At 58.6% G+C, this 18,701-nt stretch carries 21 protein-coding genes and 1 tRNA gene; 12 read left to right on the top strand and 10 right to left on the bottom strand.

The genetic code is table 11. From position 1 onward, the window contains the following. Position 1: 1 nt before the first annotated feature. Positions 2-1,996: an AAA family ATPase gene (locus tag ACK4FZ_RS11520; RefSeq protein WP_409821005.1), complete on the top strand. Its 1,995-nt coding sequence runs from the start codon at positions 2-4 to the stop codon at positions 1,994-1,996. Positions 1,997-2,453: 457 nt separating this feature from the next. Here ACK4FZ_RS11520 and ACK4FZ_RS11515 read toward each other — a convergent pair whose 3' ends face one another. Beyond that, positions 2,454-3,464: a lysozyme inhibitor LprI family protein gene (locus ACK4FZ_RS11515; protein ID WP_409821002.1), complete on the bottom strand. Its 1,011-nt coding sequence runs from the start codon at positions 3,462-3,464 to the stop codon at positions 2,454-2,456. 104 nt (positions 3,465-3,568) lie between these two features. On the opposite strand from ACK4FZ_RS11515, the gene ACK4FZ_RS11510 reads away from it, so the two are divergent. Next, positions 3,569-3,814 (top strand): helix-turn-helix domain-containing protein, encoded by a 246-nt coding sequence (locus ACK4FZ_RS11510; RefSeq protein WP_409820999.1) that lies wholly within the window; start codon positions 3,569-3,571, stop codon positions 3,812-3,814. 43 nt (positions 3,815-3,857) lie between these two features. On the opposite strand, the gene ACK4FZ_RS11505 is transcribed toward ACK4FZ_RS11510, so the two are convergent. The 4 genes from ACK4FZ_RS11505 to ACK4FZ_RS11490 all read right to left on the bottom strand — a co-directional run bounded on the left by ACK4FZ_RS11505 (position 3,858) and on the right by ACK4FZ_RS11490 (position 6,038). Continuing rightward, positions 3,858-4,190, bottom strand: a complete 333-nt coding sequence (locus ACK4FZ_RS11505; RefSeq protein ID WP_409820997.1) for a hypothetical protein — start codon at positions 4,188-4,190, stop codon at positions 3,858-3,860. A 66-nt stretch (positions 4,191-4,256) separates the two neighbouring features. Continuing rightward, complete coding sequence (locus ACK4FZ_RS11500; RefSeq protein WP_409820994.1) at positions 4,257-5,078, bottom strand: hypothetical protein; 822 nt, start codon at positions 5,076-5,078, stop codon at positions 4,257-4,259. A 12-nt stretch (positions 5,079-5,090) separates the two neighbouring features. Continuing rightward, a complete protein-coding gene (locus ACK4FZ_RS11495; RefSeq protein WP_409820992.1) occupies positions 5,091-5,579 on the bottom strand; it encodes a hypothetical protein in 489 nt (162 codons plus the stop codon). A 369-nt stretch (positions 5,580-5,948) separates the two neighbouring features. Continuing rightward, positions 5,949-6,038, bottom strand: a tRNA-Ser gene (locus ACK4FZ_RS11490). A 155-nt stretch (positions 6,039-6,193) separates the two neighbouring features. On the opposite strand from ACK4FZ_RS11490, the gene ACK4FZ_RS11485 reads away from it, so the two are divergent. After that, positions 6,194-7,351, top strand: coding sequence for a pyridoxal phosphate-dependent aminotransferase (locus tag ACK4FZ_RS11485; protein WP_409820990.1), 1,158 nt, complete (start codon positions 6,194-6,196; stop codon positions 7,349-7,351). Here the strand turns inward: ACK4FZ_RS11485 and ACK4FZ_RS11480 are convergent. Together ACK4FZ_RS11480 and ACK4FZ_RS11475 are read right to left on the bottom strand one after the other, a co-directional pair. Continuing rightward, positions 7,348-8,253, bottom strand: coding sequence for a hypothetical protein (locus tag ACK4FZ_RS11480; protein ID WP_409820987.1), 906 nt, complete (start codon positions 8,251-8,253; stop codon positions 7,348-7,350). The genes ACK4FZ_RS11485 and ACK4FZ_RS11480 overlap by 4 nt on opposite strands. Then, the gene (locus ACK4FZ_RS11475; RefSeq protein WP_409820984.1) at positions 8,219-8,788 is read right to left on the bottom strand and encodes a LemA family protein; all 570 of its coding nucleotides are present in this window, start codon (positions 8,786-8,788) and stop codon (positions 8,219-8,221) included. Before ACK4FZ_RS11475 ends, ACK4FZ_RS11480 begins: the two co-directional genes overlap by 35 nt. 86 nt (positions 8,789-8,874) lie before the next feature. Here ACK4FZ_RS11475 and ACK4FZ_RS11470 point away from each other — a divergent pair, with 86 nt between their 5' ends. Beyond that, entirely contained in the window at positions 8,875-9,735 is an 861-nt protein-coding gene (locus tag ACK4FZ_RS11470; RefSeq protein ID WP_409820980.1) for a Rossmann-like and DUF2520 domain-containing protein, read from the top strand. 9 nt (positions 9,736-9,744) lie between these two features. On the opposite strand, the gene ACK4FZ_RS11465 is transcribed toward ACK4FZ_RS11470, so the two are convergent. The 3 genes from ACK4FZ_RS11465 to ACK4FZ_RS11455 form a co-directional block, all read right to left on the bottom strand. Next, complete coding sequence (locus tag ACK4FZ_RS11465) at positions 9,745-10,647, bottom strand: GGDEF domain-containing protein (RefSeq protein ID WP_409820977.1); 903 nt, start codon at positions 10,645-10,647, stop codon at positions 9,745-9,747. A gap of 107 nt (positions 10,648-10,754) precedes the next feature. Continuing rightward, positions 10,755-11,456, bottom strand: coding sequence for an SAM-dependent methyltransferase (locus ACK4FZ_RS11460; protein ID WP_409820975.1), 702 nt, complete (start codon positions 11,454-11,456; stop codon positions 10,755-10,757). Continuing rightward, on the bottom strand, positions 11,456-12,034 hold the full coding sequence (locus ACK4FZ_RS11455; protein WP_409820972.1) for a Maf family protein: 579 nt from the start codon (positions 12,032-12,034) through the stop codon (positions 11,456-11,458). The genes ACK4FZ_RS11460 and ACK4FZ_RS11455 overlap by 1 nt, the downstream gene beginning before the upstream one ends. A gap of 121 nt (positions 12,035-12,155) precedes the next feature. Here ACK4FZ_RS11455 and ACK4FZ_RS11450 point away from each other — a divergent pair, with 121 nt between their 5' ends. The 8 genes from ACK4FZ_RS11450 (at position 12,156) to fabF (ending at position 18,645) form a co-directional block, all read left to right on the top strand. Beyond that, positions 12,156-12,656 carry a YceD family protein gene (locus ACK4FZ_RS11450; RefSeq protein ID WP_409820969.1) on the top strand — a complete coding sequence of 167 codons (501 nt, stop codon included), beginning with the start codon at positions 12,156-12,158 and terminating at the stop codon, positions 12,654-12,656. A 30-nt stretch (positions 12,657-12,686) separates the two neighbouring features. Continuing rightward, positions 12,687-12,866: a 50S ribosomal protein L32 gene (gene rpmF / locus ACK4FZ_RS11445; protein ID WP_017509929.1), complete on the top strand. Its 180-nt coding sequence runs from the start codon at positions 12,687-12,689 to the stop codon at positions 12,864-12,866. 61 nt (positions 12,867-12,927) lie between these two features. Further along, the gene (gene plsX, locus ACK4FZ_RS11440; RefSeq protein WP_409820965.1) at positions 12,928-13,962 is read left to right on the top strand and encodes a phosphate acyltransferase PlsX; all 1,035 of its coding nucleotides are present in this window, start codon (positions 12,928-12,930) and stop codon (positions 13,960-13,962) included. 9 nt (positions 13,963-13,971) lie between these two features. Next, on the top strand, positions 13,972-14,931 hold the full coding sequence (locus ACK4FZ_RS11435; protein WP_144371163.1) for a beta-ketoacyl-ACP synthase III: 960 nt from the start codon (positions 13,972-13,974) through the stop codon (positions 14,929-14,931). A gap of 168 nt (positions 14,932-15,099) precedes the next feature. After that, entirely contained in the window at positions 15,100-16,029 is a 930-nt protein-coding gene (gene fabD, locus ACK4FZ_RS11430; RefSeq protein WP_409820962.1) for an ACP S-malonyltransferase, read from the top strand. Between the two features lie 46 nt (positions 16,030-16,075). Further along, positions 16,076-16,813 carry a 3-oxoacyl-ACP reductase FabG gene (fabG, locus tag ACK4FZ_RS11425; RefSeq protein WP_409820960.1) on the top strand — a complete coding sequence of 246 codons (738 nt, stop codon included), beginning with the start codon at positions 16,076-16,078 and terminating at the stop codon, positions 16,811-16,813. A gap of 193 nt (positions 16,814-17,006) precedes the next feature. Then, complete coding sequence (gene acpP, locus ACK4FZ_RS11420; protein ID WP_017509934.1) at positions 17,007-17,246, top strand: acyl carrier protein; 240 nt, start codon at positions 17,007-17,009, stop codon at positions 17,244-17,246. 157 nt (positions 17,247-17,403) lie between these two features. Beyond that, on the top strand, positions 17,404-18,645 hold the full coding sequence (gene fabF, locus ACK4FZ_RS11415) for a beta-ketoacyl-ACP synthase II (protein ID WP_409820957.1): 1,242 nt from the start codon (positions 17,404-17,406) through the stop codon (positions 18,643-18,645). The last annotated feature ends 56 nt before the right edge of the window (positions 18,646-18,701 follow it).

Here is an 18,701-nt window from a genome sequence, read left to right as displayed (position 1 = left end):
TATGCTTGGTTTGAAATTGCTGAGGCTTTCAATAAATGTGATTACGAAAAATAAGAATTTTTCTGTAAATATTCCGTTTAATGATGGTTTGAATGTTATTCGTGCTGAAAACTCCTCTGGTAAGTCTACCTTTGTCAATTCAATTGCATATGCTTTAGGCTTGGAATCTATATTAGGGCCAGGCAGAAGGGCCCCGTTTCCTGCTGCAATTACAAATGCAATTTTTTTGAATAAGAATAAAAACAACAATAATGAACAAGGTTTTTTTGTTGTTGGGTCATTTGTTGACTTGGAAGTATCTAACAAGAATGGCGATATTGTTTGTTTGCGGCGAGAGGTAAAGGGCAATCCTGACAAAATAACGGTTGTTTCTAATGGTGAGGCTCAAGATTTTTTCTTGAAGTCGGCAGGATCGGTTGGCTCTGCTATTAGTGAGCTGGGTTTTCATAACTGGTTGGCAAAATTTATTGGTTGGAATTTGCCGATGGTCCCAAGATTCGATGGCAGTCTTTCACCTTTGTATTTAGAATGCATTTTCCCTTTGTTTTTTATCGAACAAAAAAGAGGGTGGTCTGAAATACAAGCCAATGCGCCACTTTATTATAAGATAAAAAATCTCAAAAGAACTGCACTTGAGTTTTGTCTTGGCGTTTCTGATTTTAGTCGTCGTGGTGATGTTGAAAAATACAAAGTTGAAATAAGACAACTTGAAACGCAGTGGGAAAGCATTAAGTCATCTTTTAAGACATTGGGTGATTTGAACGGACTGTTGGTGAATTTTGATTGCGATATAGATTCTGATAATTATGTTCGTCTCGGTGTTTTGTATCATGTTAGCAATGGCGATAGAGTTACGATTGGGGAATATTTATCAAACTTGCAGAGAAGAATTAGGAAGATTGATCAGAGTTTGCAGGGCTGGAGTTTTGGGCGTGAATTGGAGGTCGCGATAACAGAGCGACAGTTAATATCGGAAAAAATATTTGCACTTTCAGAAAAAAACAACAACATCGAGGCTACAACTAGAAAAATAAATAGAAAACTTATATCTATCGAAAATGACCTTGATAGATATAAGCAGCTTCGTCGGTTGATTAGTGTTGGCGCTAAAAATGGCATTAATTTTGAGACGAAAAATTGTCCAGTATGTGACACCAAATTGCAAGAGAGTTTTATACCAGTTGAAGATGGTTATGAACCCATGACCATAGATCAAAATATTGCATACTTGGAAGATCAGAAAAAATTCTATGATGCTATCAGTAGCCGGAATAATGAAGAGTTAAGGGCTGGCATTGTTCAAGAGCGATCAATGCAAAGTGAATTGGAGAAAGTGGAAGCTTTAATCGGTTCGTTTAAAGATGAAGAGAGAAAATATTTAGATGCTTTCGGAAGTGAAATAAAAGAAGTTGCTGAGTTGAGATTCTTGGAAAGAGAGCTTCAGAAAATAATTTCACAGCGGGATAAGTTAAATGCTAATGCTGAGAGGGTGTTTAAAGAGCATTCTTTAAAATTTGAATCACTTGAGATTGCAATGAAGTCTGACTTGGGTGGGGTCTCAAAAGAAATTTTTGATGCATTGAAGTCGCGCTTAATTGCCAATCTGCAAGATTTTTCATATAAAAACATGAACATCCATGCCCTTGATATTTCCAGTCAAACTTTTCGTCCTGAGTTGGATGGATTTGACATTGTGGCTGACATCTCTGCGAGTGACTCTATTAGAATTATTTGGGCATATACATTAGCATTGATGGAGCTTGGTGTGGAGTTTGATGCGGTTAAGCATGGGGGGTTTGTTGTTTTTGATGAGCCTAGACAGCATGAGGCAAGTCATGAAAGTTTCATCGCTTTGCTGAAAAAATCAAAGGAAAAGTTTTCGGTAAAAGGACAGGTTATTATTGCTACTAGTATTCCTGTTGCTGATATGGCTGTGTTGGGCTTGGATGAAAGTTGCCTTACTGTTTTCAATGATGGCGAGTATATGATTCAGTAGTGATGTTGAATTATATGATGTAAAAAAAGCCCACTCAGTTGAGTGGGCTTTTTGCGTCAGGTAGGCTTTGTTAATGGAATGGATGCCCTTTACCATTAGCGGCATCGAGGTGCCACAGTGAGAGTGAATCAGAGACTCCAGTTGCGATGACTACTCTGATTTGTTGAACCATTTGATAGAGGGCTCTGATCCTAGTTATGCCCGCGATTGAAAGCTCTCAGTCAATTCAGGTGTCCATACTTGTAGCGCACAGAAAATTTCATCAGTTCTTGCCATTGCCTGCATTTTCTTCCAGATAGAGAAACATCAACCCACTCATCATAGGGTATTAAATGGAGATGAATCGCTCTACGTTTATCAGATACATCTGTGTCCGCTTTTAATCGGTAAGCGGGTACCGCCCATTTGCTAGTTGAACGTCTGCTTTGGCCGAGCTCCGGACCTACTGTATGACCTACTAACGCAACTCCGCCAGCCTTTGCTTGTAAGAACCCTCCAAGCAGTCCGCATCTGTACAGATATCCCGCACTGTACTGCGCCAGTTCGCCTGCTGCTGTTTCAATCCATTTTTATCCGCACTTGCCGCCAGCTTTGCCTTATAGGCTGCTGCAGTATCTCTATCTGCTGCGGCCAACTTCGGGTTGGCGCAGATCATCTTCTCTACGGTGGTGCTGGCTTTGGCGCAGTCAAAGCTGGGGCTGCCATCTGTGGTGCTCATCGCATCCGCAGGCGTAGCGGCAATGCTGGCTAGCTGTGCAGGTGGCGGGTCTAGCTCAGCAGCAGATGGCTGTGCGGTGGCGGGTGCTTCTGCCTGTTTGAAGCGAGGGTAGGTGGCTGTTTCGGTGACGACTTCCACGGTACTCAGGGCTGGGGTATCTACAAAATGCCAGCCGCTTTCTGCTTTGCCCATATGTCCGTTGCCGCGCACTTTGATCGCTACTGGCACTGCAATCTGGCTTTGGTCAGATTTGGCAGCTTCTTCTGCTGTGCCGCGCATGATGAGCAAGCGGGTGAGGGCTTCTTGGGTTTGGCAGGGCACTAGGGCGTTGATGCGGTTAACCAGCTGGTCTTTGGCTTCGGTGAGTCTTCTGACTTCCGGGTCTGCATTGCGGTCGCCGCTAGCTTGACCATTGGCGATGCGAGTATCAGCGTCGAACTGTGCTTTCTCCAATGCCAGCTGTGTGGGGTGCATCTGTGCATCCAGATGGCTCCATTCGGCAAACATCTTGCCGGCTGCTTCGGCACCGCCTTTGATGCTGACGGTGTAGGTAAACGCTACTTCATACACCTTGCCGTCAACTTCTGCACCATCCACCTTCTTCACATCCGACACTTGCAGAATCGGGCATTCGTAAGTGGCCGCTAGGTCTTGCTGGATGTCAGCATCCCCCGGCTTGTTGCTGCAGGCCGTGAGCAAGATAGCTGCACTGCAAACAGCGAGTGAAATCAGTCTATTGAAGTGATACATGGTTTTCTCCTGTTCTAACACTTTGGGTTTGGTTTTAAGACGAGTGTATCGGACTGAACTCAAAGTGTGTGGAACTTTGGGTTGGGTTAACAAAGACTCCGGGGATGCCCAACTCTTCCGATAAATGCAACGCAAAAGTGATCTTTGCCAAGAACCTCAGGCGTATCAGGCTGGAAAAAAAGCTGACGCAGGAGAAGCTGGCAGAGCTTGCCTCATTGCATCCCAACTATGTCAGCTCCGTTGAACGAGCTTTGCGCAACATTTCAATCTGCAATATCGAGAGACTAGCTTTGGCACTTGGCGTAACCATGAGCGAGTTAGTTGCAGACCTCGATCAGCAGCCCGAGTAGTTTTGATTGCCTTTGAGATGTGAGTGACGCACCTTTGCAGGACCTAGAAGATGGCTTGCTTGGTAAGCTCGTCTTTGTGGGCTAGATAATCCACAGTGTTAAATCGGCATGCTTGCACCAGTGGCAGAAGTGTCGATACCAGCTCGGATAGCTCGGCAGTCAGCCTTCCGAGTTCCACAACAAAAATGCGGTCCGGCTCGCTCTCCGCCGCGTTGGCCGCATAGGCCAAGCAGCTGCCCACAGCACACAAGCCTTTCGCCAGATGCTGCAGTACCACTTCTCCTTGCTCGGCGATCTCCACCAGTACATCCGGGTCTGCAGCTTCATAATCGACCTCGAAACTGCTCTTTAGTGGTAGTAAGGGCAGCAGTCGCATAACCCTGGCTAAGGCGTTGTGCCGTTCCGAATGGCTTGTATGGCTAGTTAGTGTCGCGGGCATTGGTCAAAGCTGCCCAATCTGTCGCTGCCAAGTCCTGAGTGCCGCGATCACTTCGACTAGCAATCCTTCCGGCAGTCCTTTGACCGATTCCGGCAGCTGCATAGTGAGCAAACGTTGCCTGAGCTGATCATGCTGTTGGAAGCGTGCGATCAGGGCTTCGTGCAGGATAGTGCGGTAGGCGGTGCTGTCTGGCTGTGATTGCCAAGCTTTGCGTAAAGCCAATGGCCAGTGGTTGGGATGGGCGGATGGCCAGAGGCGGCCAGCCAAGACGAAGGGATAAGGACTTTCTGGCAGTAACCAGCTAGCGGGAGAGTCGGCGTTTTCAACGCGCCAAGTGCGTATCGTAAGTGTATGGCCCTGTGGGCTGAAGCTGACGCTACCATCCAGTGCCGGAAAGTAGGCCAGCTGCCACGTGCTGTTTTGACCTAAGCCCAAACGCAGCCGCAAGGTAATCATGGCTTCGTCTAGCACCATGTTTGCCAGCATCAATCTGGGGGCGGTATCGGTGCCCAGCAGGTCTTTCAGTGCGTGGCCGCTGATGCAGTGGCGGGGCAAGGAAAGGTCGAACCGTTTATCGCCTGCCTCAGTTGGCAGCACGCTCAGCCTGTAGCCTGGCGAAGTCAGCACACCATTAGCCGCGATACCCAGCGCAGTACCGGTTGGCCGCATGCCGTAACGCAGCGGCGACCAGCACGCCAACATCCCATTCTCGAAGTGCAGCAACACGGCACCGGCTAGCAGGCCGGGCGTCCCGTTATCGAGACGCCACGGCTCCACCAGCTCGATGCGGTGCAGCTGCTGGAAGTACAAGTCTTCAAGCAGCATGGTGCACCGTCCTTAGCCTTTGGCATCGCGATACAACTCGGTGACCCCGATATACCAAGCAGGCCGCAGCTTGGCGATATTACCCACACCGCTGCGCAGGTACAGCTTGGGGTCAGCGTGCGGGTAGGGGTCGATCACGTAAGGCTGGGCCGATTTGCCGTCCTGGCCCGTGTTGCGGTGGTAGAGCACGCACCGGCCTACCTCCCAGTCGGTGTGATAGTCAGTCATCACAATGGCGATTTCTGGCAGCTCCGTGTAGCTGGTGCACGGCTTCCATGCGCCGCCTTTCAGGTTGTTGGCGGCCAACAGCTTGCCAAGCAAGGTTTCGTCCAGCCACGGATAAAACGGGCCGACTTTGGGCATGCCCAGTGTTTCGGCCTGCTGGTACACGGTGTCTAAAGGTTTGCTGCTGAGGGTGGCGATCACGGCCAGCAGATCGTCGTGGCGGTCTTGCTGGGCGACGCGTTTGAACAAAGGCTGCAGAGAAGTTGGGGTAGTCATGGTGAAGCTCCTGATCCGGATGGAAAAGGCGCAGCGGCACCTGCCCGCAATGTGGCAAGTAAGGCGAAATTCACAGGGAGTGCCCAAGACGGGCAAGGAGGATGGCTGCGCGTGGTGCCGGGCCGTAGCCAGTAGTAGGGACGGTGGCGTTTTTACGTTATCACCGGCAAACAGCCTGGATCGAGGAGCGTAAAACTTTGGCAGCCTGCAGCGTCGGACAGTGCGCAATCCGTGTGGTGGGGCTAAAAGCAAAAAAGCGATGCACGGTAGCATCGCTTATTTGATATTAACTTTGATAGTTGCGTTGATTTTTTGTGGCCGGTAAAATACAAAATTGCCTTTTAAATCAACACTTTATCAAGTGTGTACTGGCGGAGAGGGAGGGATTCGAACCCTCGGTACGCTCGCACGTACGCCTGATTTCGAGTCAGGTACATTCGACCACTCTGCCACCTCTCCGACTCAGTAGGCTGCGAAGTATAGGTAGGCTTGTTGAGCCTGTCAACAGCTGTGCATGCATTTTTTTATCAAGCCTGCCGGCTGTGCGGCGGCTGCGGCATACTGCCAGTTCGATAGAGGCCGTACAGGCCCGCACAAGCAAAGGGACAGCAGCAGTGAAACTCTCCAGACGGCTGGATGCCATCGCCCCGTTTCAGGTGATGGCCATCCTGGAAAAAGCCCGTGCCTTGCAGGCCGCCGGGCACGACGTGATTCACCTTGAAATCGGCGAGCCGGATTTCGCCACGCCGCAGGCGATTGTGGATGCCGGCCGGGCCGCGTTGGCCGCCGGGCACACCTTCTATACAGCGGCGCAGGGCTTGCCGCAACTGCGCGAGGCGATTGCCGGGCATTACGCCAGCCAGTTTGGCGTGACGGTGGCGCCGCAGCGCATCATCGTAACCCCCGGTGCGTCCGGGGCCTTGCAGATTGCGCTGTCCTTGCTGGTGGACGAGGGCGATGGCGTGTTGATGGCCGACCCCACTTACCCGTGCAACCGTCATTTTGTCAGCCTGCTGGGCGGCCAGCCGCAGGCGGTGGCGGTGGATGCGGCCAGCCGCTTCCAGTTGCTGGCGGCCGATGCCGACGCGCACTGGCAGGCCAATACCGTGGCGGCGATGGTGGCGACGCCGGCCAACCCGACCGGCACCATGCTGACGGCGGACGAGGTGGCAGCGTTGGCCGCCGTGTGCCGCACCCGCGGCGGGGCGCTGATTGTGGACGAGATTTACCAGGGCCTTTGCTACGGGCAGGCACCGTTCAGTGCGCTGGCGCTGGCGGACGACGCCTTCGTGATCAACAGTTTCTCCAAATATTTCCAGATGACCGGCTGGCGCCTGGGCTGGCTGGTGGTGCCGGATGCGTATGTGGAACCGGCGTTGCGGTTGGCGCAGAACCTGTTTCTGTGCGCGCCAGCGGCAGCGCAGTACGCAGCGTTGGCCGCATTCCAGCCGGCGGTGCTGGCCGAGCTGGAGGCGCGCCGCGCCGAGTTTGGCCGCCGCCGCGATTATCTGCTGCAGGCGCTGCCACAGCTGGGTTGGCGTGTGCCGGCGCAGCCGGACGGGGCATTTTATGTGTATGCCGACGTGTCAGCGGTGACCGACGATAGCTTTGCTTATTGTCAGCGCGTGCTGGACGAGGTGCAGGTGGCGATTACGCCAGGAGCGGATTTTGGTGCCCATCAGGCCGGCCGTTACGTGCGGGTGGCGTACACCACCGGGGTAGAACGTCTGGCCGAAGCGGTGGCGCGCATCGCTACCTTGCCGCGGCGTTAAGCCAGCCGCGCCAGCCAGTAGCCGGCCAGCACGGCTACGGCGGCGTGGCTCCAGGCCAGCCGCCGCAGCCGCTGCGCCAGGGCAGCGGGTGTGCGCCAGCTCAGCAGGAAGGGGCGGCCGTCTGCCGGTTTTTGCAGATGGTGGCTGGGCGGGGTGGCGGCCAGCTCGCGGTGCTGGCGGTCGATGCTGTGTGCGGCGGCCTGGCGTGCGGCTTCCCATTCGTCGGCGTCCAGCGCACCGTTGCCGTCGCGGTCGAAGCGTTGCAGCAGCGCGGCCTGATCGGCTTTCCAGTCGTTCAACAGTAGCTGCAGGTCCTCGCGCCAGGCCTGGCGGTCGGGTGCGCCGGCCAGGGTGACCAGGCTGCCCAGTGCGTACAGCGGGTCGCCGTCGGCAATCCAGCTTTCGCGGTATTGATAGTCGCGATCTTCCCATTGCCGGTGGTGCAGCGCTTCCACGCTTGCGCCCGCAGGTTCGATCACCAGTTGACCTACTGTATCTTGCAGCAGGAAGGCGCTGTCGCTGCTGAGGTGCCGCGCGCTGACGGCAGGCTGGCGGCGGTCGTCTCGCTGCTGGCGGCTGGCGTGGTACCACACGCAGCGCATCTGGCCGTAAGGGGTGAGCAAAGGTTGGCCGCCGCAGGCGCGGGCCTGGCCGTGGTATTCGCCGTAACCCTGTACCGGGTTGTGGCAGCGGCCGGTGGGCGTGTCGGCGACAAAGCGGTAGCGGCGGTGTTGGCGCCACCATTGCCATAGTGCCAGCGCACCCACGGCCGCCGGAATTGCTTGCGGCCAACTGTCGCGGCTGGCCAGCCACAGTGGCCACGCCGGCAGGTACAGCAGCAGGCCGGCCCAGCCGCTGGCCAGCCGGCTAGCGTTGAAAAAGGGCACGAACATCAACGTCACGCTTTTCGGCTTCGCTGAAGCGTAGCGGTTTTGCCGGGCGGAAACTGAACAGGCTGGCGACGATCACGTCGGGAAACTGTTCGATGCGCACGTTGTTGAGGTTCACGGCTTCGTTATACAGTTCGCGACGGTCGGCGATGCCGTCTTCCAGTTGGGTGATGCGCTGTGCCAGGTGGCTGAACTGCTCGTCAGCTTTTAACGCCGGGTAGGCTTCGGCTACAGCAAAAATCTGGCCAGTGAGGCCGCGCAGCTGGCCTTCCAGCTCGCCGATGCGGCCAACGTTGGCGCTGCGTGCTGCTTCCGACAGCATGGCGCGGGCTTCCATCACCCGCGTCAGGGTGTCTTGCTCGAATTGGCTATAGTGGCGGCACACGTCTACCAGTTTCGGTAGCTCGTCGTGGCGCTGTTTCAGCAGGACGTCGATATTGGCCCAGCAGCGGGTGACCTCGTGCTTCAGCCGCACCAGGCTGTTGTAGAGCATTACCCCGTAGAAGAACAGGACGGCCAGCGCGGCCATGAACAGAAACATCGGCATTGCTTTCCCTTTCGTAAGCGGGCGGCGGCGTGGGCCGCGCCGGCTCATCGTGGCGGCGGGGCAGGGGGATGTCAAGAAAGGAAGCCATGCAGACATTGAACATTATTGGCGCCGGGCGCCTGGGGCAAACGCTGGGCCGGCTGGCGCAGCAGGCCGGCTATGGCATTGGCAGCGTGTTGTGCCGCAGTGTGGCGGCTGCCGAGGCGGCGTGCGCCTTTATCGGGGCCGGCAAGCCGCATACCGCCTTGCATCAGGTGGCGCCGGCGGAGCTTACCCTGCTGGCGGTGCCGGATGGTGATATCGCCAGTGTGGCAACGGCGCTGGCCAAGGTTGGCCGTTTGCAGCCGGGGCAGGTGGTGTTTCACGCCAGTGGTGCCGGCGAAGCGGCGTTGCTGGCCCCGCTTGCCGCGCAGGGGCTGTACTGTGCCAGCTGGCACCCGGCGTTCTCGTTTGCCGACCCGGCGCGGTCGGTACAGGGTTTTGCCGGTACCCGCTGCGCGCTGGAGGGCGATACGCGGGCGTTTGCTCCGTTGCAGGCGTTGGCACGCGCCATTGGCGGCCAACCTTTCCTGTTGGCGCCGGGTGGCAAGGCGGCCTACCACGCGGCGCTGGCGGTGGCGTCCAATTATCTGGTGACCGTGCACCAGCTGGCGCTGCAGCTGTCTGCCACGGCAGGCATGGTGCCCGAGCAGGCACAGGCGGTAATTGGCGACTTGATGCAGAAAACGCTGGCCAACAGTCTGGCGTTGGGGCCGGCAGCGGCACTGACCGGGCCGATTGTGCGCGGCGATGCGGGTACCCTGGTACGACACCGCGCGGTAATGACGGCGGCGGAAGATGCCTTGTACTGCGCGCTGGGCGAAGCGACGCTGGTGCTGGCGGCGGGGCGGCTGGATGACGAGCGGCAGGCCGCGGTAGCCCGCGCTTTGCGCCAGCCGGCCGCATGAGGCCGGGCGTCAGCCCAGCTCGACGCGGTTGCGGCCGCTCTGCTTGGCGCGGTACAGCGCCTGGTCGGCGCGGTGGTAGGCACTTTGAACGGTGTCATCTGGCAACAAGCGGGTGATGCCGCCGGAAAACTGGTAGCGGAACGCTACCTGCTCGCCAATGTGGCGCGGTAGTTGCAGGCAGGCCAGCAGATTGCCCAGCACCAGGCTGGCTTGCGGCAGCGGCGTGTCCGGCAGGATCAGCATGAACTCTTCGCCGCCCAGGCGGCCAACCCCATCGCTGCGCCGCAGCTGGCCTTGCAGGTGACGGGCGAAGTCCACCAGTACCAGGTCGCCGAACGGGTGACCGTGCTGATCGTTGATGCGCTTGAAGTAATCAATGTCCACGATGGCGATGCAGTGCTGGCCGGCTTTGGGCAGCAGTGCCTCCAACAAGGCCAGGATGTGGCGGCGGTTGCTCAGGCCTGTGAGCGCGTCGGTGCTAGCCGCACGCAGTGCCTGGTCGCGTGCTGTACGCAGGCTGCGGCCGCGTGTTGCCAGTTCGCTGATATCCACCGCCGTACATAGCATCCAGCCGGTTTCGTCCACCGTTTCGGTCATCAGCAGCCAGCGCCCGTCGTGCAGGTCGGTTTCCAGTATGCGATAAGCCTGCTTGCCGCGCCGGCTCAGTGCCGAGCTCAGCCAGTTGTCAAAATTGTCGGTCTGGATGACGGTGCCGGTGCCGTTGGCATAGTTGTCGCGCATCAGCTGTACCCAGCTGGGGTAACTGTTCTTGGCCAGGTGGTAGGTGCGGCGAAAGGCCGGGTTGGCGTAACGCAGCGTATCGCTGCTATCGAACAACGCCACCAGTAGCTCGCTGTGCTGGTACAGCTGCTGCAGTTTGGGCAGAAGATGGCGGTGCAGGGTGTCGGGCATGGCGGGCAGGCAGATGCAAACCGGTTATACAACCGTTTCATCATAGCTTGCCTGCGGTCTGCTTGTGCCACCGTGCAGCGTCTGGCGTGCTGCACGGTGGTGTGCGCTCAGGCGTGAATAACGAAGATGGCCGGGCGCTTGTGGAAGTCCGGCGCTTCGCGCGGCCAGTCTTTTACCTGACGGCTGACGATGGTTTGCGTCGGTGCGGTCAGGTCGGCGGCCACGCACAGGCGGGTGCTGCCGGCCAGCGTTTCGCGCAGCTGTTGCAGCAGCGCGTTGTTGCGGTACGGCGTTTCGATGAACAGCTGCGTTTCGTTGTTTTGCTTCGAGCGCAGCTCCAGTGCCTTGATGGCCTTGGCACGTTCGGCGGCATCCACCGGCAGGTAACCGTGGAAGGCAAAGCACTGGCCGTTGGCGCCACTGGCCATCATCGCCAGCAGGATGGACGACGGGCCGATCAGCGGCTCGACGCGGTAGCCTTTTTCGTGGGCCAGCGCCACCAGCTGTGCGCCGGGGTCGGCTACCGCCGGGCAGCCGGCTTCGGATACCAGGCCCAGGTCTTGCCCTGCGGCCAACGGTGCCAGCAGCGCGGCCACGTCGGCCGGCTTGGTGTGCTCGTTCAGCGTGTGCATCACCAGCTCGCGGATGGGCGTGGTGACGCCCAGCTGCTTCAGGTGTTTGCGCGCGGTTTTTTCGGCTTCCACCACAAAGTGGGTGAGGTGGGTGACGCGGGCGCGTTCGCCTTCCGGCAGCCATGGGGTGTCGCCATCGCCCAGCGGGGTGGGGATCAGATACAGGGTGCCGGCCATTACAGAATCTCCACGCCTTCGTTTTGTAGCATGGTCACCAGCGCGAACAGCGGTACACCGATCAGCGAGTTGGGGTCGTCGGCCTCCACTTTTTGCATCAGCGCACCACCCAGGGTTTCGCTCTTGGCACTGCCGGCGCAGTGCAATGCGTCCGGTTCTCGGTTGAGGTAGTTGCGGATCTGCTGCTCGGTGAGCGTGCGCAGCGTTACCTTGGTGATGCCGACATCTTCTTGCAGCTGGCCGCTGCGGCTGTTGTACAGTGCCAGCGCCGAATGGAACACCACGGTGCGGCCGCTCATCCATTGCAACATCTTCACGCCGTTTTCAAAGCTGCCGGGCTTGCCGATCTGGCGGCCGTCCAGCAGGGCCACCTGGTCGCCGCCGATGATCAGCGCGTCCGGGTACTGGCTAGCCAGCGACATGGCCTTGGTGCGTGCCAGACGCACGGCGGTTTGCAGTGCGGTTTCTTCCGGTAGCGGCGTTTCGTCGCAGACCGGAGCGGCAGTAATGAGGGGCAGGCCCAGGCGCGCCACGATGTCGCGGCGGTAGGGCGAGGTAGAAGCAAGCACAATCTGCATGGTGGGTACGCCAGATGGGGCGGCGGCCGGGCGCATTCGCAACGGCTGCCGGCAGTGGGTTGCGGGTTAAGTCCTGATTGCTTTGACAAAATAGTGGCGGCGATTATATCATCTGGTGTTTATGTCTAACCCGATTTTGATTGATCCGCTCGCGTTTGCCCGCGACGGTGCTTCGCTGGAAGGCGAGCGCACCATTGCGGCAATGGATGTACGCGTGCACGAGGTGCTGGCTACCACGGCCGGCGCAGCCCGTTACACCGTAAGTGGTTTTATTGACCGCTTGCGGCGTCCGTCGTTGCGTTACCGCGTGGAAGCCGATGTCGAGGTGAATTGTCAGCGTTGTCTGGCGGCCATGCCGCAGACGCTGGTGAGCGAAGGGGTGATCACGCTGTTTGTCAGCGAAGAGAAGCTCGAAGCCGCCGTAGACGCCGACGACGAACTGGACGCCATCTTGGCCGAAGAAACATTCGACGTGACTGCGCTGATCGAAGACGAAATCATTATGGGCTTGCCGCTGTCGGCGAAACACGACGATTGCGGTACGGAGCATCTGGAGCGCGCCAAGGCTGACAAGCCGAACCCTTTTGCGGTACTGGCAACGCTTAAGAAATCCGGGTCCTGAACTTTTACTTGTATTTCTTAGGAGTCGACCATGGCTGTTCAACAGAACAAAAAGTCCCCGTCCAAACGTGGCATGCACCGCGCACACGATTTTCTGACCGCTCCGTCGCTCGCTAAAGAGCCGACCACCGGTGAAACCCACCTGCGTCACCACATCAGCCCGAACGGCTTCTACCGTGGCCGCCAGGTTGTGAAGGCCAAAGGCGAGTAATTCGCTCCCGCTTCATCCTTACCTTCATAACTACAGGTAGGTAGACTACCGTTTCACGTTGATGACTATCACCGTAGCGGTCGATGCAATGGGCGGTGACGTTGGCCTCAAGGTCACCGTCCCGGCATCTATCCGTTTCCTCCAAGACATTCCCGACATTGCTCTGATTCTGGTAGGCGACAGTACGGCCATCGAAGCCGAACTGACTGACCTTCCCGTGTCTTTGCGCTCGCGCGTGCGCGTTCATCATGCAACCGAAGTGGTTGGCATGGACGAATCGCCGCAGCTGGCGTTGAAGAACAAGAAAGACTCGTCAATGCGGGTGGCGATTAACCTCGTCAAAGAAGGTCAAGCCCAGGCTGCCGTTTCCGCTGGTAACACCGGTGCGCTGATGGCCACAGCCAAGTTTGTTCTTAAAACCATCCCCGGTATCGACCGTCCGGCCATCGCCAAGATGATGCCAGGCATCAAGGGCAGCACCTGCGTGCTGGACTTGGGCGCTAACGTCGAATGCTCGCCAGAGCAGCTGGTGCAATTCGGCATCATGGGTTCCGAACTGGCTTCCAGCCTGACGCACAAGCCCAACCCGACAGTGGGCCTGCTGAACATCGGCTCGGAAGATATCAAGGGTACAGATTCCATCAAGCGCGCAGCCGAGCTGCTGCGTGAGTCCGGTCTCAATTTTCACGGTAACGTCGAAGGCAACGACATCTTCAAATCGACAGTGGATGTGGTAGTCTGCGACGGTTTTACCGGCAACGTTGCGCTGAAAGCATCCGAGGGGCTGGCGCACATGATTGCTACCTTCCTGCGCGAAGAGTTTGCCAGCACGTGGTGGACCAAGCTGTGCGCCCTGGCGGCCATGCCGGTGCTCAAGCGGTTCAAGGCCCGTGTTGATCCCCGTCACTACAACGGTGCCAGTTTTCTGGGCCTGCGGGGGATTGTGGTGAAAAGCCACGGCGGCACCGACGCGCTGGGATTCCGTATTGCATTGGAGCAGGCTTGCGAGGAAGTCCGCGCCAATGTGATTGGTCACATCGCAGACCGGGTCGCTTCCCAACTACAACATCTCAAGCGTTCCGAGTCTGAAGCTTAAAGTTAGCTCATGACCTATTCACGCATTCTCGGTACCGGCAGCTACCTGCCGGACACCATCATGACGAATGCGATGCTGGCCGAGCGCATCGAAACCAGTGACGAGTGGATTGTCTCTCGCACTGGTATTCGTGCGCGCCACATCGCAGCAGATAATCAGAAAACCAGCGATCTGGCCTACCTCGCCGCGCAGCGCGCGCTGGAAAGCGCCGGCTTGCAAGCCAGCGATATCGACCTGATCATCCTGGCCACCACCACGCCCGATATGGTATTCCCCAGTACCGCCAGCATCCTGCAGGAAAAGCTGGGCATTCCGGGCGTGCCCGCGTTTGACGTGCAGGCCGTTTGCGCCGGCTTCGTGTACGCGCTGGCCACAGCTAACGGTTACATCAAGAGCGGCATGGCCAAAAACGTGCTGGTGGTGGGCGCCGAAGTGATGAGCCGCCTGCTGGACTGGGACGATCGCCGCACCTGCGTGCTGTTTGGCGATGGCGCCGGCGCCGTGGTGGTGGGGGCCAGCGACGAGCCGGGCATCCTGCACGCCAAGTTGGCCGCAGACGGCCGCTACCGCGACATCCTGAAGACCGAAGCGCAAATCATCGACGGCGAGGTGGAAGGTACGCCTTACCTGCACATGGATGGCCCGGCGGTGTTCAAGTTTGCGGTGAAGGCGCTGTCCGACATTGCGGAGAAAACCCTGGCCGAGGCCGGCGTGCCGCAAGACAGCGTGGACTGGCTGGTGCCGCACCAGGCCAATATCCGCATCATCGAAGCCACCGCCAAGCACCTGCAACTGTCGATGGACAAAGTCATCGTCACCTTGCCGGAGCAGGGCAATACCTCGGCGGCGTCCATTCCGCTGGCGTTCGACCATGCCGTGCGCCAGGGCAAGATCCAGCGCGGCCAGACCGTGCTGATGGAAGGCATTGGCGGCGGTTTTGCCTGGGGCGCGCTGCTGCTGCGCTTCTGATCGAGGCCGGCTGCCTGGCGTGATCGCCGGGCAGCCGTGTTGCGCTTCATCAATGAATGTCGGCAAAGCACGGCGAACGTCGGTGATCATACGAGCGTTTGAGTGTTTTCTTTGCATTAATTGCGCCAAGCAGTCATCATTCCCCCCGTTTCAAAAGGAGACCCCAAAATGGCGTTTGCCTTTCTCTTTCCCGGTCAGGGCTCGCAAAGCCTCAACATGATGGACGGCTTTGCCGACCTGCCGGTGGTTAAACAGACATTCGACGAAGCCTCGGCCGCCCTGGGTGAAGACCTGTGGGCCATGCTGCAGGCCGACAGTGCCGATGCGATCAACGCTACCGTCAACACCCAGCCGCTGATGCTGGCCGCCGGTGTGGCCACCTACCGTGCCTGGCTGGCGCAAGGCGGTGCGGTACCGGCTACCGTGGCAGGCCACAGCCTGGGCGAATACAGCGCCCTGGTGGCTGCCGGGAGCCTGGACTTTGTCGACGCCATCCGCCTGGTGCGCCTGCGTGCGCAGGCGATGCAGGAAGCGGTACCGGCCGGCGAAGGCGCCATGGCCGCCATTCTGAACCTGTCCGACGACGACATCCGCGCCGCGTGTGCCGACGCAGCACAGGGCGAGGTGGTCGAGCCGGTGAACTTCAATTCGCCCGGCCAGGTAGTGATCGCCGGCAGCAAGGCTGCCGTAGAACGCGCGATGGCCTTGTGCAAGGAGCGTGGCGCCAAGCGTGCGCTGCCGCTGCCGGTGTCGGTGCCCTCGCACTGCTCGCTGATGAAGCCGGCAGCCGAGCGTCTGGCCGCTGCGCTGGCCAGTGTAGAGATCAAGGCCCCGCAGATCCCGGTGCTGCATAACGCCGACGTGGCCAGCTACAGCGATGCGGCACAGATCCGCGACGCGCTGACCCGTCAGCTGTACTGCCCGGTGCGCTGGACCGAAACCATCCAGAAACTGGCTGCCGACGGTATCGTGCTGATGGCCGAGTGCGGCCCGGGCAAGGTGCTGGCTGGCCTCGCCAAGCGCATTGACGGCAACGTCAACTGCCACGCGCTGACCGACGCCGCCAAGCTGGACGCGGCCCGCGCCGAACTGGCGTAACGATCAAAGCTGGTTGGCCGCATGCGGCCAACTGCAGGAGAGAAACATGAGCTTGCAAGGTAAAGTAGCGCTGGTCACTGGCGCGTCCCGTGGCATTGGTGCTGCCATTGCCGATACCCTGGCTGCCGCCGGCGCCAAGGTGATCGGTACCGCCACGTCCGAATCCGGCGCTGCCGCCATTGGCGAACGCCTGGCGCAGTGGGGCGGTGTGGGCATGGTGCTGAACGTGGGTGAAGACGGTGCCATCGACGCGCTGATCGACGCCATCGCCAAGGAGCACGGCGACGTGGCCATCCTGGTGAACAACGCCGGCATTACCCGTGACGGCCTGCTGATGCGCATGAAGGACGACGACTGGGACGCCATCATGGACACCAACCTGAAGTCGGTGTTCAAGGCCTCCAAAGCCGTACTGCGCGCCATGATGAAGGCCCGCAGCGGCCGCATCATCAACATCGCTTCCGTGGTGGGCGCGATGGGTAACGCCGGGCAGACCAACTACGCAGCGGCCAAGGCCGGCATCATGGGCTTTACCAAGTCCATGGCGCGCGAAGTGGGCAGCCGCGGCATTACCGTGAACTGCGTGGCGCCGGGCTTTATCGATACCGACATGACCCGCGCGCTGCCGCAAGAGCAGCGTGATGTGCTGGTTGGCCAGATCGCCCTGGGCCGTCTGGGCGACGCGCAAGACATCGCCGACGCCGTGCTGTTCCTGGCGTCCGACAAGGCTTCCTACATCACCGGCCAGACACTGCACGTGAATGGCGGTATGCTGATGCCGTGATGACAAGGCCGGCCTTCGGGTTGGCCGCATTGGTGCCGGATGCAACATTTCCGGCGCCATAAAACGTAACAAAGGGCCTGCCGGCAAGGTAATTCGGCAAGAATCGCCGGCTCAGGTAGGCTACACCGGTTTTTTTTTGTAGAATGGCGGGGTTTTGTTATCCCGAGCACAGAAAGGTAAAGGGTTTAAACAAATGGAAAACATCGAAGCGCGCGTTAAGAAGATCGTTGCCGAACAACTGGGCGTGAACGAAGCCGAAGTCAAAATCGACTCCTCCTTCGTGGACGATCTGGGCGCTGACTCTCTGGACACCGTCGAGCTGGTAATGGCACTGGAAGAAGAATTCGAGTGCGAGATCCCGGACGAAGAGGCCGAGAAAATCACCACCGTTAAGCAGGCTGTTGACTACGTAACAGCTCACCTGAACAAGTAATCCTTTCCGGGATTGCCTGGACCTCTGCTGGTGGCATTTGCTCGCCCGCAGGGGTCTTTTTGCTGTAGTGGCCCTGAAACGCGCGTTTGATTTACTGTATGCGCAAACCGTTTCGGGACTATCGGGAGCCCGCTCCCTTTTTTCACGGAGATACCCTGTGTCAAAACGCAGAGTAGTAGTGACCGGCCTCGGACACGTGTCCCCGGTTGGCAACGATGTGAGCACCGCCTGGGCCAATCTCCTGGCCGGCAAGAGTGGCATCGGCAACATTACCCGCTTTGATGCCAGCGATATCGCCTGCCAGGTGGCCGGCGAGGTCAAGGATTTTGACGTCAGCCAGTACATTTCGCCCAAGGATGCGCGTCGCATGGACACGTTCATCCACTTCGGTATCGCTGCCGCGCTGCAAGCTGTGGCCGATTCCGGTCTGGACGACGTGGCTGACCTGGACAAGACCCGCGTGGGCGTCAATATCGGTTCCGGCATCGGCGGTCTGCCGCTGATCGAGGAAACCGGCGTGGCCCGCCACGAAGGCGGCATCCGCAAGATCGGCCCGTTCTTCATCCCGGGTTCGCTGATCAACATGATTTCCGGTCACGTATCCATCCTGAAGGGTTACCAAGGCCCCAGCTATGCGATCGTGTCTGCCTGCACCACCGGTGCGCACTGCATCGGTGACGCTGCCCGCATCATTCAGTACGGCGACGCCGACGTAATGATTGCTGGTGGTGCCGAAAGCACTATCAGCAGCCTGGCCGTTGGTGGCTTTGCTGCCATGAAGGCGCTGTCTACCCGTAACGACGACCCGGCTACTGCCTCCCGTCCGTGGGACAAGGGCCGTGACGGTTTCGTGATGGGCGAGGGCGCCGGTGTGATCGTGCTGGAAGAGTACGAACACGCCGTGAAGCGCGGCGCCAAGATTTACGCCGAGCTGGCCGGTTTCGGCATGAGCTCCGACGCGCACCACATTACTGCGCCTAACGCCGACGGCCCGGCCCGCGGCGTGCTGAACGCGCTGCGTGACGCCGGCCTGAACGCCGACCAGGTGCAGTACGTGAACGCGCACGGCACTTCCACCCCGCTGGGTGACGCCAACGAAACCAACGCGCTGAAGATTGCCTTCGGCGACCACGCCAAGAAGCTGGTAGTGAATTCCACCAAGTCGATGACCGGCCACCTGTTGGGCGGCGCCGGCGGTGTAGAAGCCATCTACTCCATTCTGGCCGTGCACAACCAGGTTTCCCCGCCCACCATCAACCTGCACGAGCAGGACATCGAAGGTGGTTGCGACCTGGACTACTGCGCCAACACCGCGCGCGACCTGAAGATCGACGTGGCGATCTCCAACTCGTTCGGCTTTGGCGGTACCAACGGTACCCTGGTGTTCAAGCGCGTGTAAAAGCCACACCTCGCTCAGGCGACGTTGACACCCAAGACCGCTGCGATAAACTCGCG

Source organism: Vogesella sp., assembly GCF_046297735.1.
Lineage (GTDB): Bacteria > Pseudomonadota > Gammaproteobacteria > Burkholderiales > Chromobacteriaceae > Vogesella > Vogesella urethralis.
This window is presented reverse-complemented; position numbering and strand designations above follow the sequence as displayed.

What these genes read in the sequence shown, in the direction of transcription:
- ACK4FZ_RS11520 (WP_409821005.1), top strand. Translation starts at nt 2, where the DNA reads ATGCTTGGTTTGAAATTGCTGAGGCTTTCAATAAATGTGATTACGAAA.
- ACK4FZ_RS11515 (WP_409821002.1), bottom strand. Translation starts at nt 3,464, where the DNA reads ATGTATCACTTCAATAGACTGATTTCACTCGCTGTTTGCAGTGCAGCT.
- ACK4FZ_RS11510 (WP_409820999.1), top strand. Translation starts at nt 3,569, where the DNA reads ATGCCCAACTCTTCCGATAAATGCAACGCAAAAGTGATCTTTGCCAAG.
- ACK4FZ_RS11505 (WP_409820997.1), bottom strand. Translation starts at nt 4,190, where the DNA reads ATGCGACTGCTGCCCTTACTACCACTAAAGAGCAGTTTCGAGGTCGAT.
- ACK4FZ_RS11500 (WP_409820994.1), bottom strand. Translation starts at nt 5,078, where the DNA reads ATGCTGCTTGAAGACTTGTACTTCCAGCAGCTGCACCGCATCGAGCTG.
- ACK4FZ_RS11495 (WP_409820992.1), bottom strand. Translation starts at nt 5,579, where the DNA reads ATGACTACCCCAACTTCTCTGCAGCCTTTGTTCAAACGCGTCGCCCAG.
- ACK4FZ_RS11475 (WP_409820984.1), bottom strand. Translation starts at nt 8,788, where the DNA reads ATGCCGATGTTTCTGTTCATGGCCGCGCTGGCCGTCCTGTTCTTCTAC.
- ACK4FZ_RS11470 (WP_409820980.1), top strand. Translation starts at nt 8,875, where the DNA reads ATGCAGACATTGAACATTATTGGCGCCGGGCGCCTGGGGCAAACGCTG.
- ACK4FZ_RS11465 (WP_409820977.1), bottom strand. Translation starts at nt 10,647, where the DNA reads ATGCCCGACACCCTGCACCGCCATCTTCTGCCCAAACTGCAGCAGCTG.
- ACK4FZ_RS11460 (WP_409820975.1), bottom strand. Translation starts at nt 11,456, where the DNA reads ATGGCCGGCACCCTGTATCTGATCCCCACCCCGCTGGGCGATGGCGAC.
- ACK4FZ_RS11455 (WP_409820972.1), bottom strand. Translation starts at nt 12,034, where the DNA reads ATGCAGATTGTGCTTGCTTCTACCTCGCCCTACCGCCGCGACATCGTG.
- ACK4FZ_RS11450 (WP_409820969.1), top strand. Translation starts at nt 12,156, where the DNA reads ATGTCTAACCCGATTTTGATTGATCCGCTCGCGTTTGCCCGCGACGGT.
- rpmF (WP_017509929.1), top strand. Translation starts at nt 12,687, where the DNA reads ATGGCTGTTCAACAGAACAAAAAGTCCCCGTCCAAACGTGGCATGCAC.
- plsX (WP_409820965.1), top strand. Translation starts at nt 12,928, where the DNA reads ATGACTATCACCGTAGCGGTCGATGCAATGGGCGGTGACGTTGGCCTC.
- ACK4FZ_RS11435 (WP_144371163.1), top strand. Translation starts at nt 13,972, where the DNA reads ATGACCTATTCACGCATTCTCGGTACCGGCAGCTACCTGCCGGACACC.
- fabD (WP_409820962.1), top strand. Translation starts at nt 15,100, where the DNA reads ATGGCGTTTGCCTTTCTCTTTCCCGGTCAGGGCTCGCAAAGCCTCAAC.
- fabG (WP_409820960.1), top strand. Translation starts at nt 16,076, where the DNA reads ATGAGCTTGCAAGGTAAAGTAGCGCTGGTCACTGGCGCGTCCCGTGGC.
- acpP (WP_017509934.1), top strand. Translation starts at nt 17,007, where the DNA reads ATGGAAAACATCGAAGCGCGCGTTAAGAAGATCGTTGCCGAACAACTG.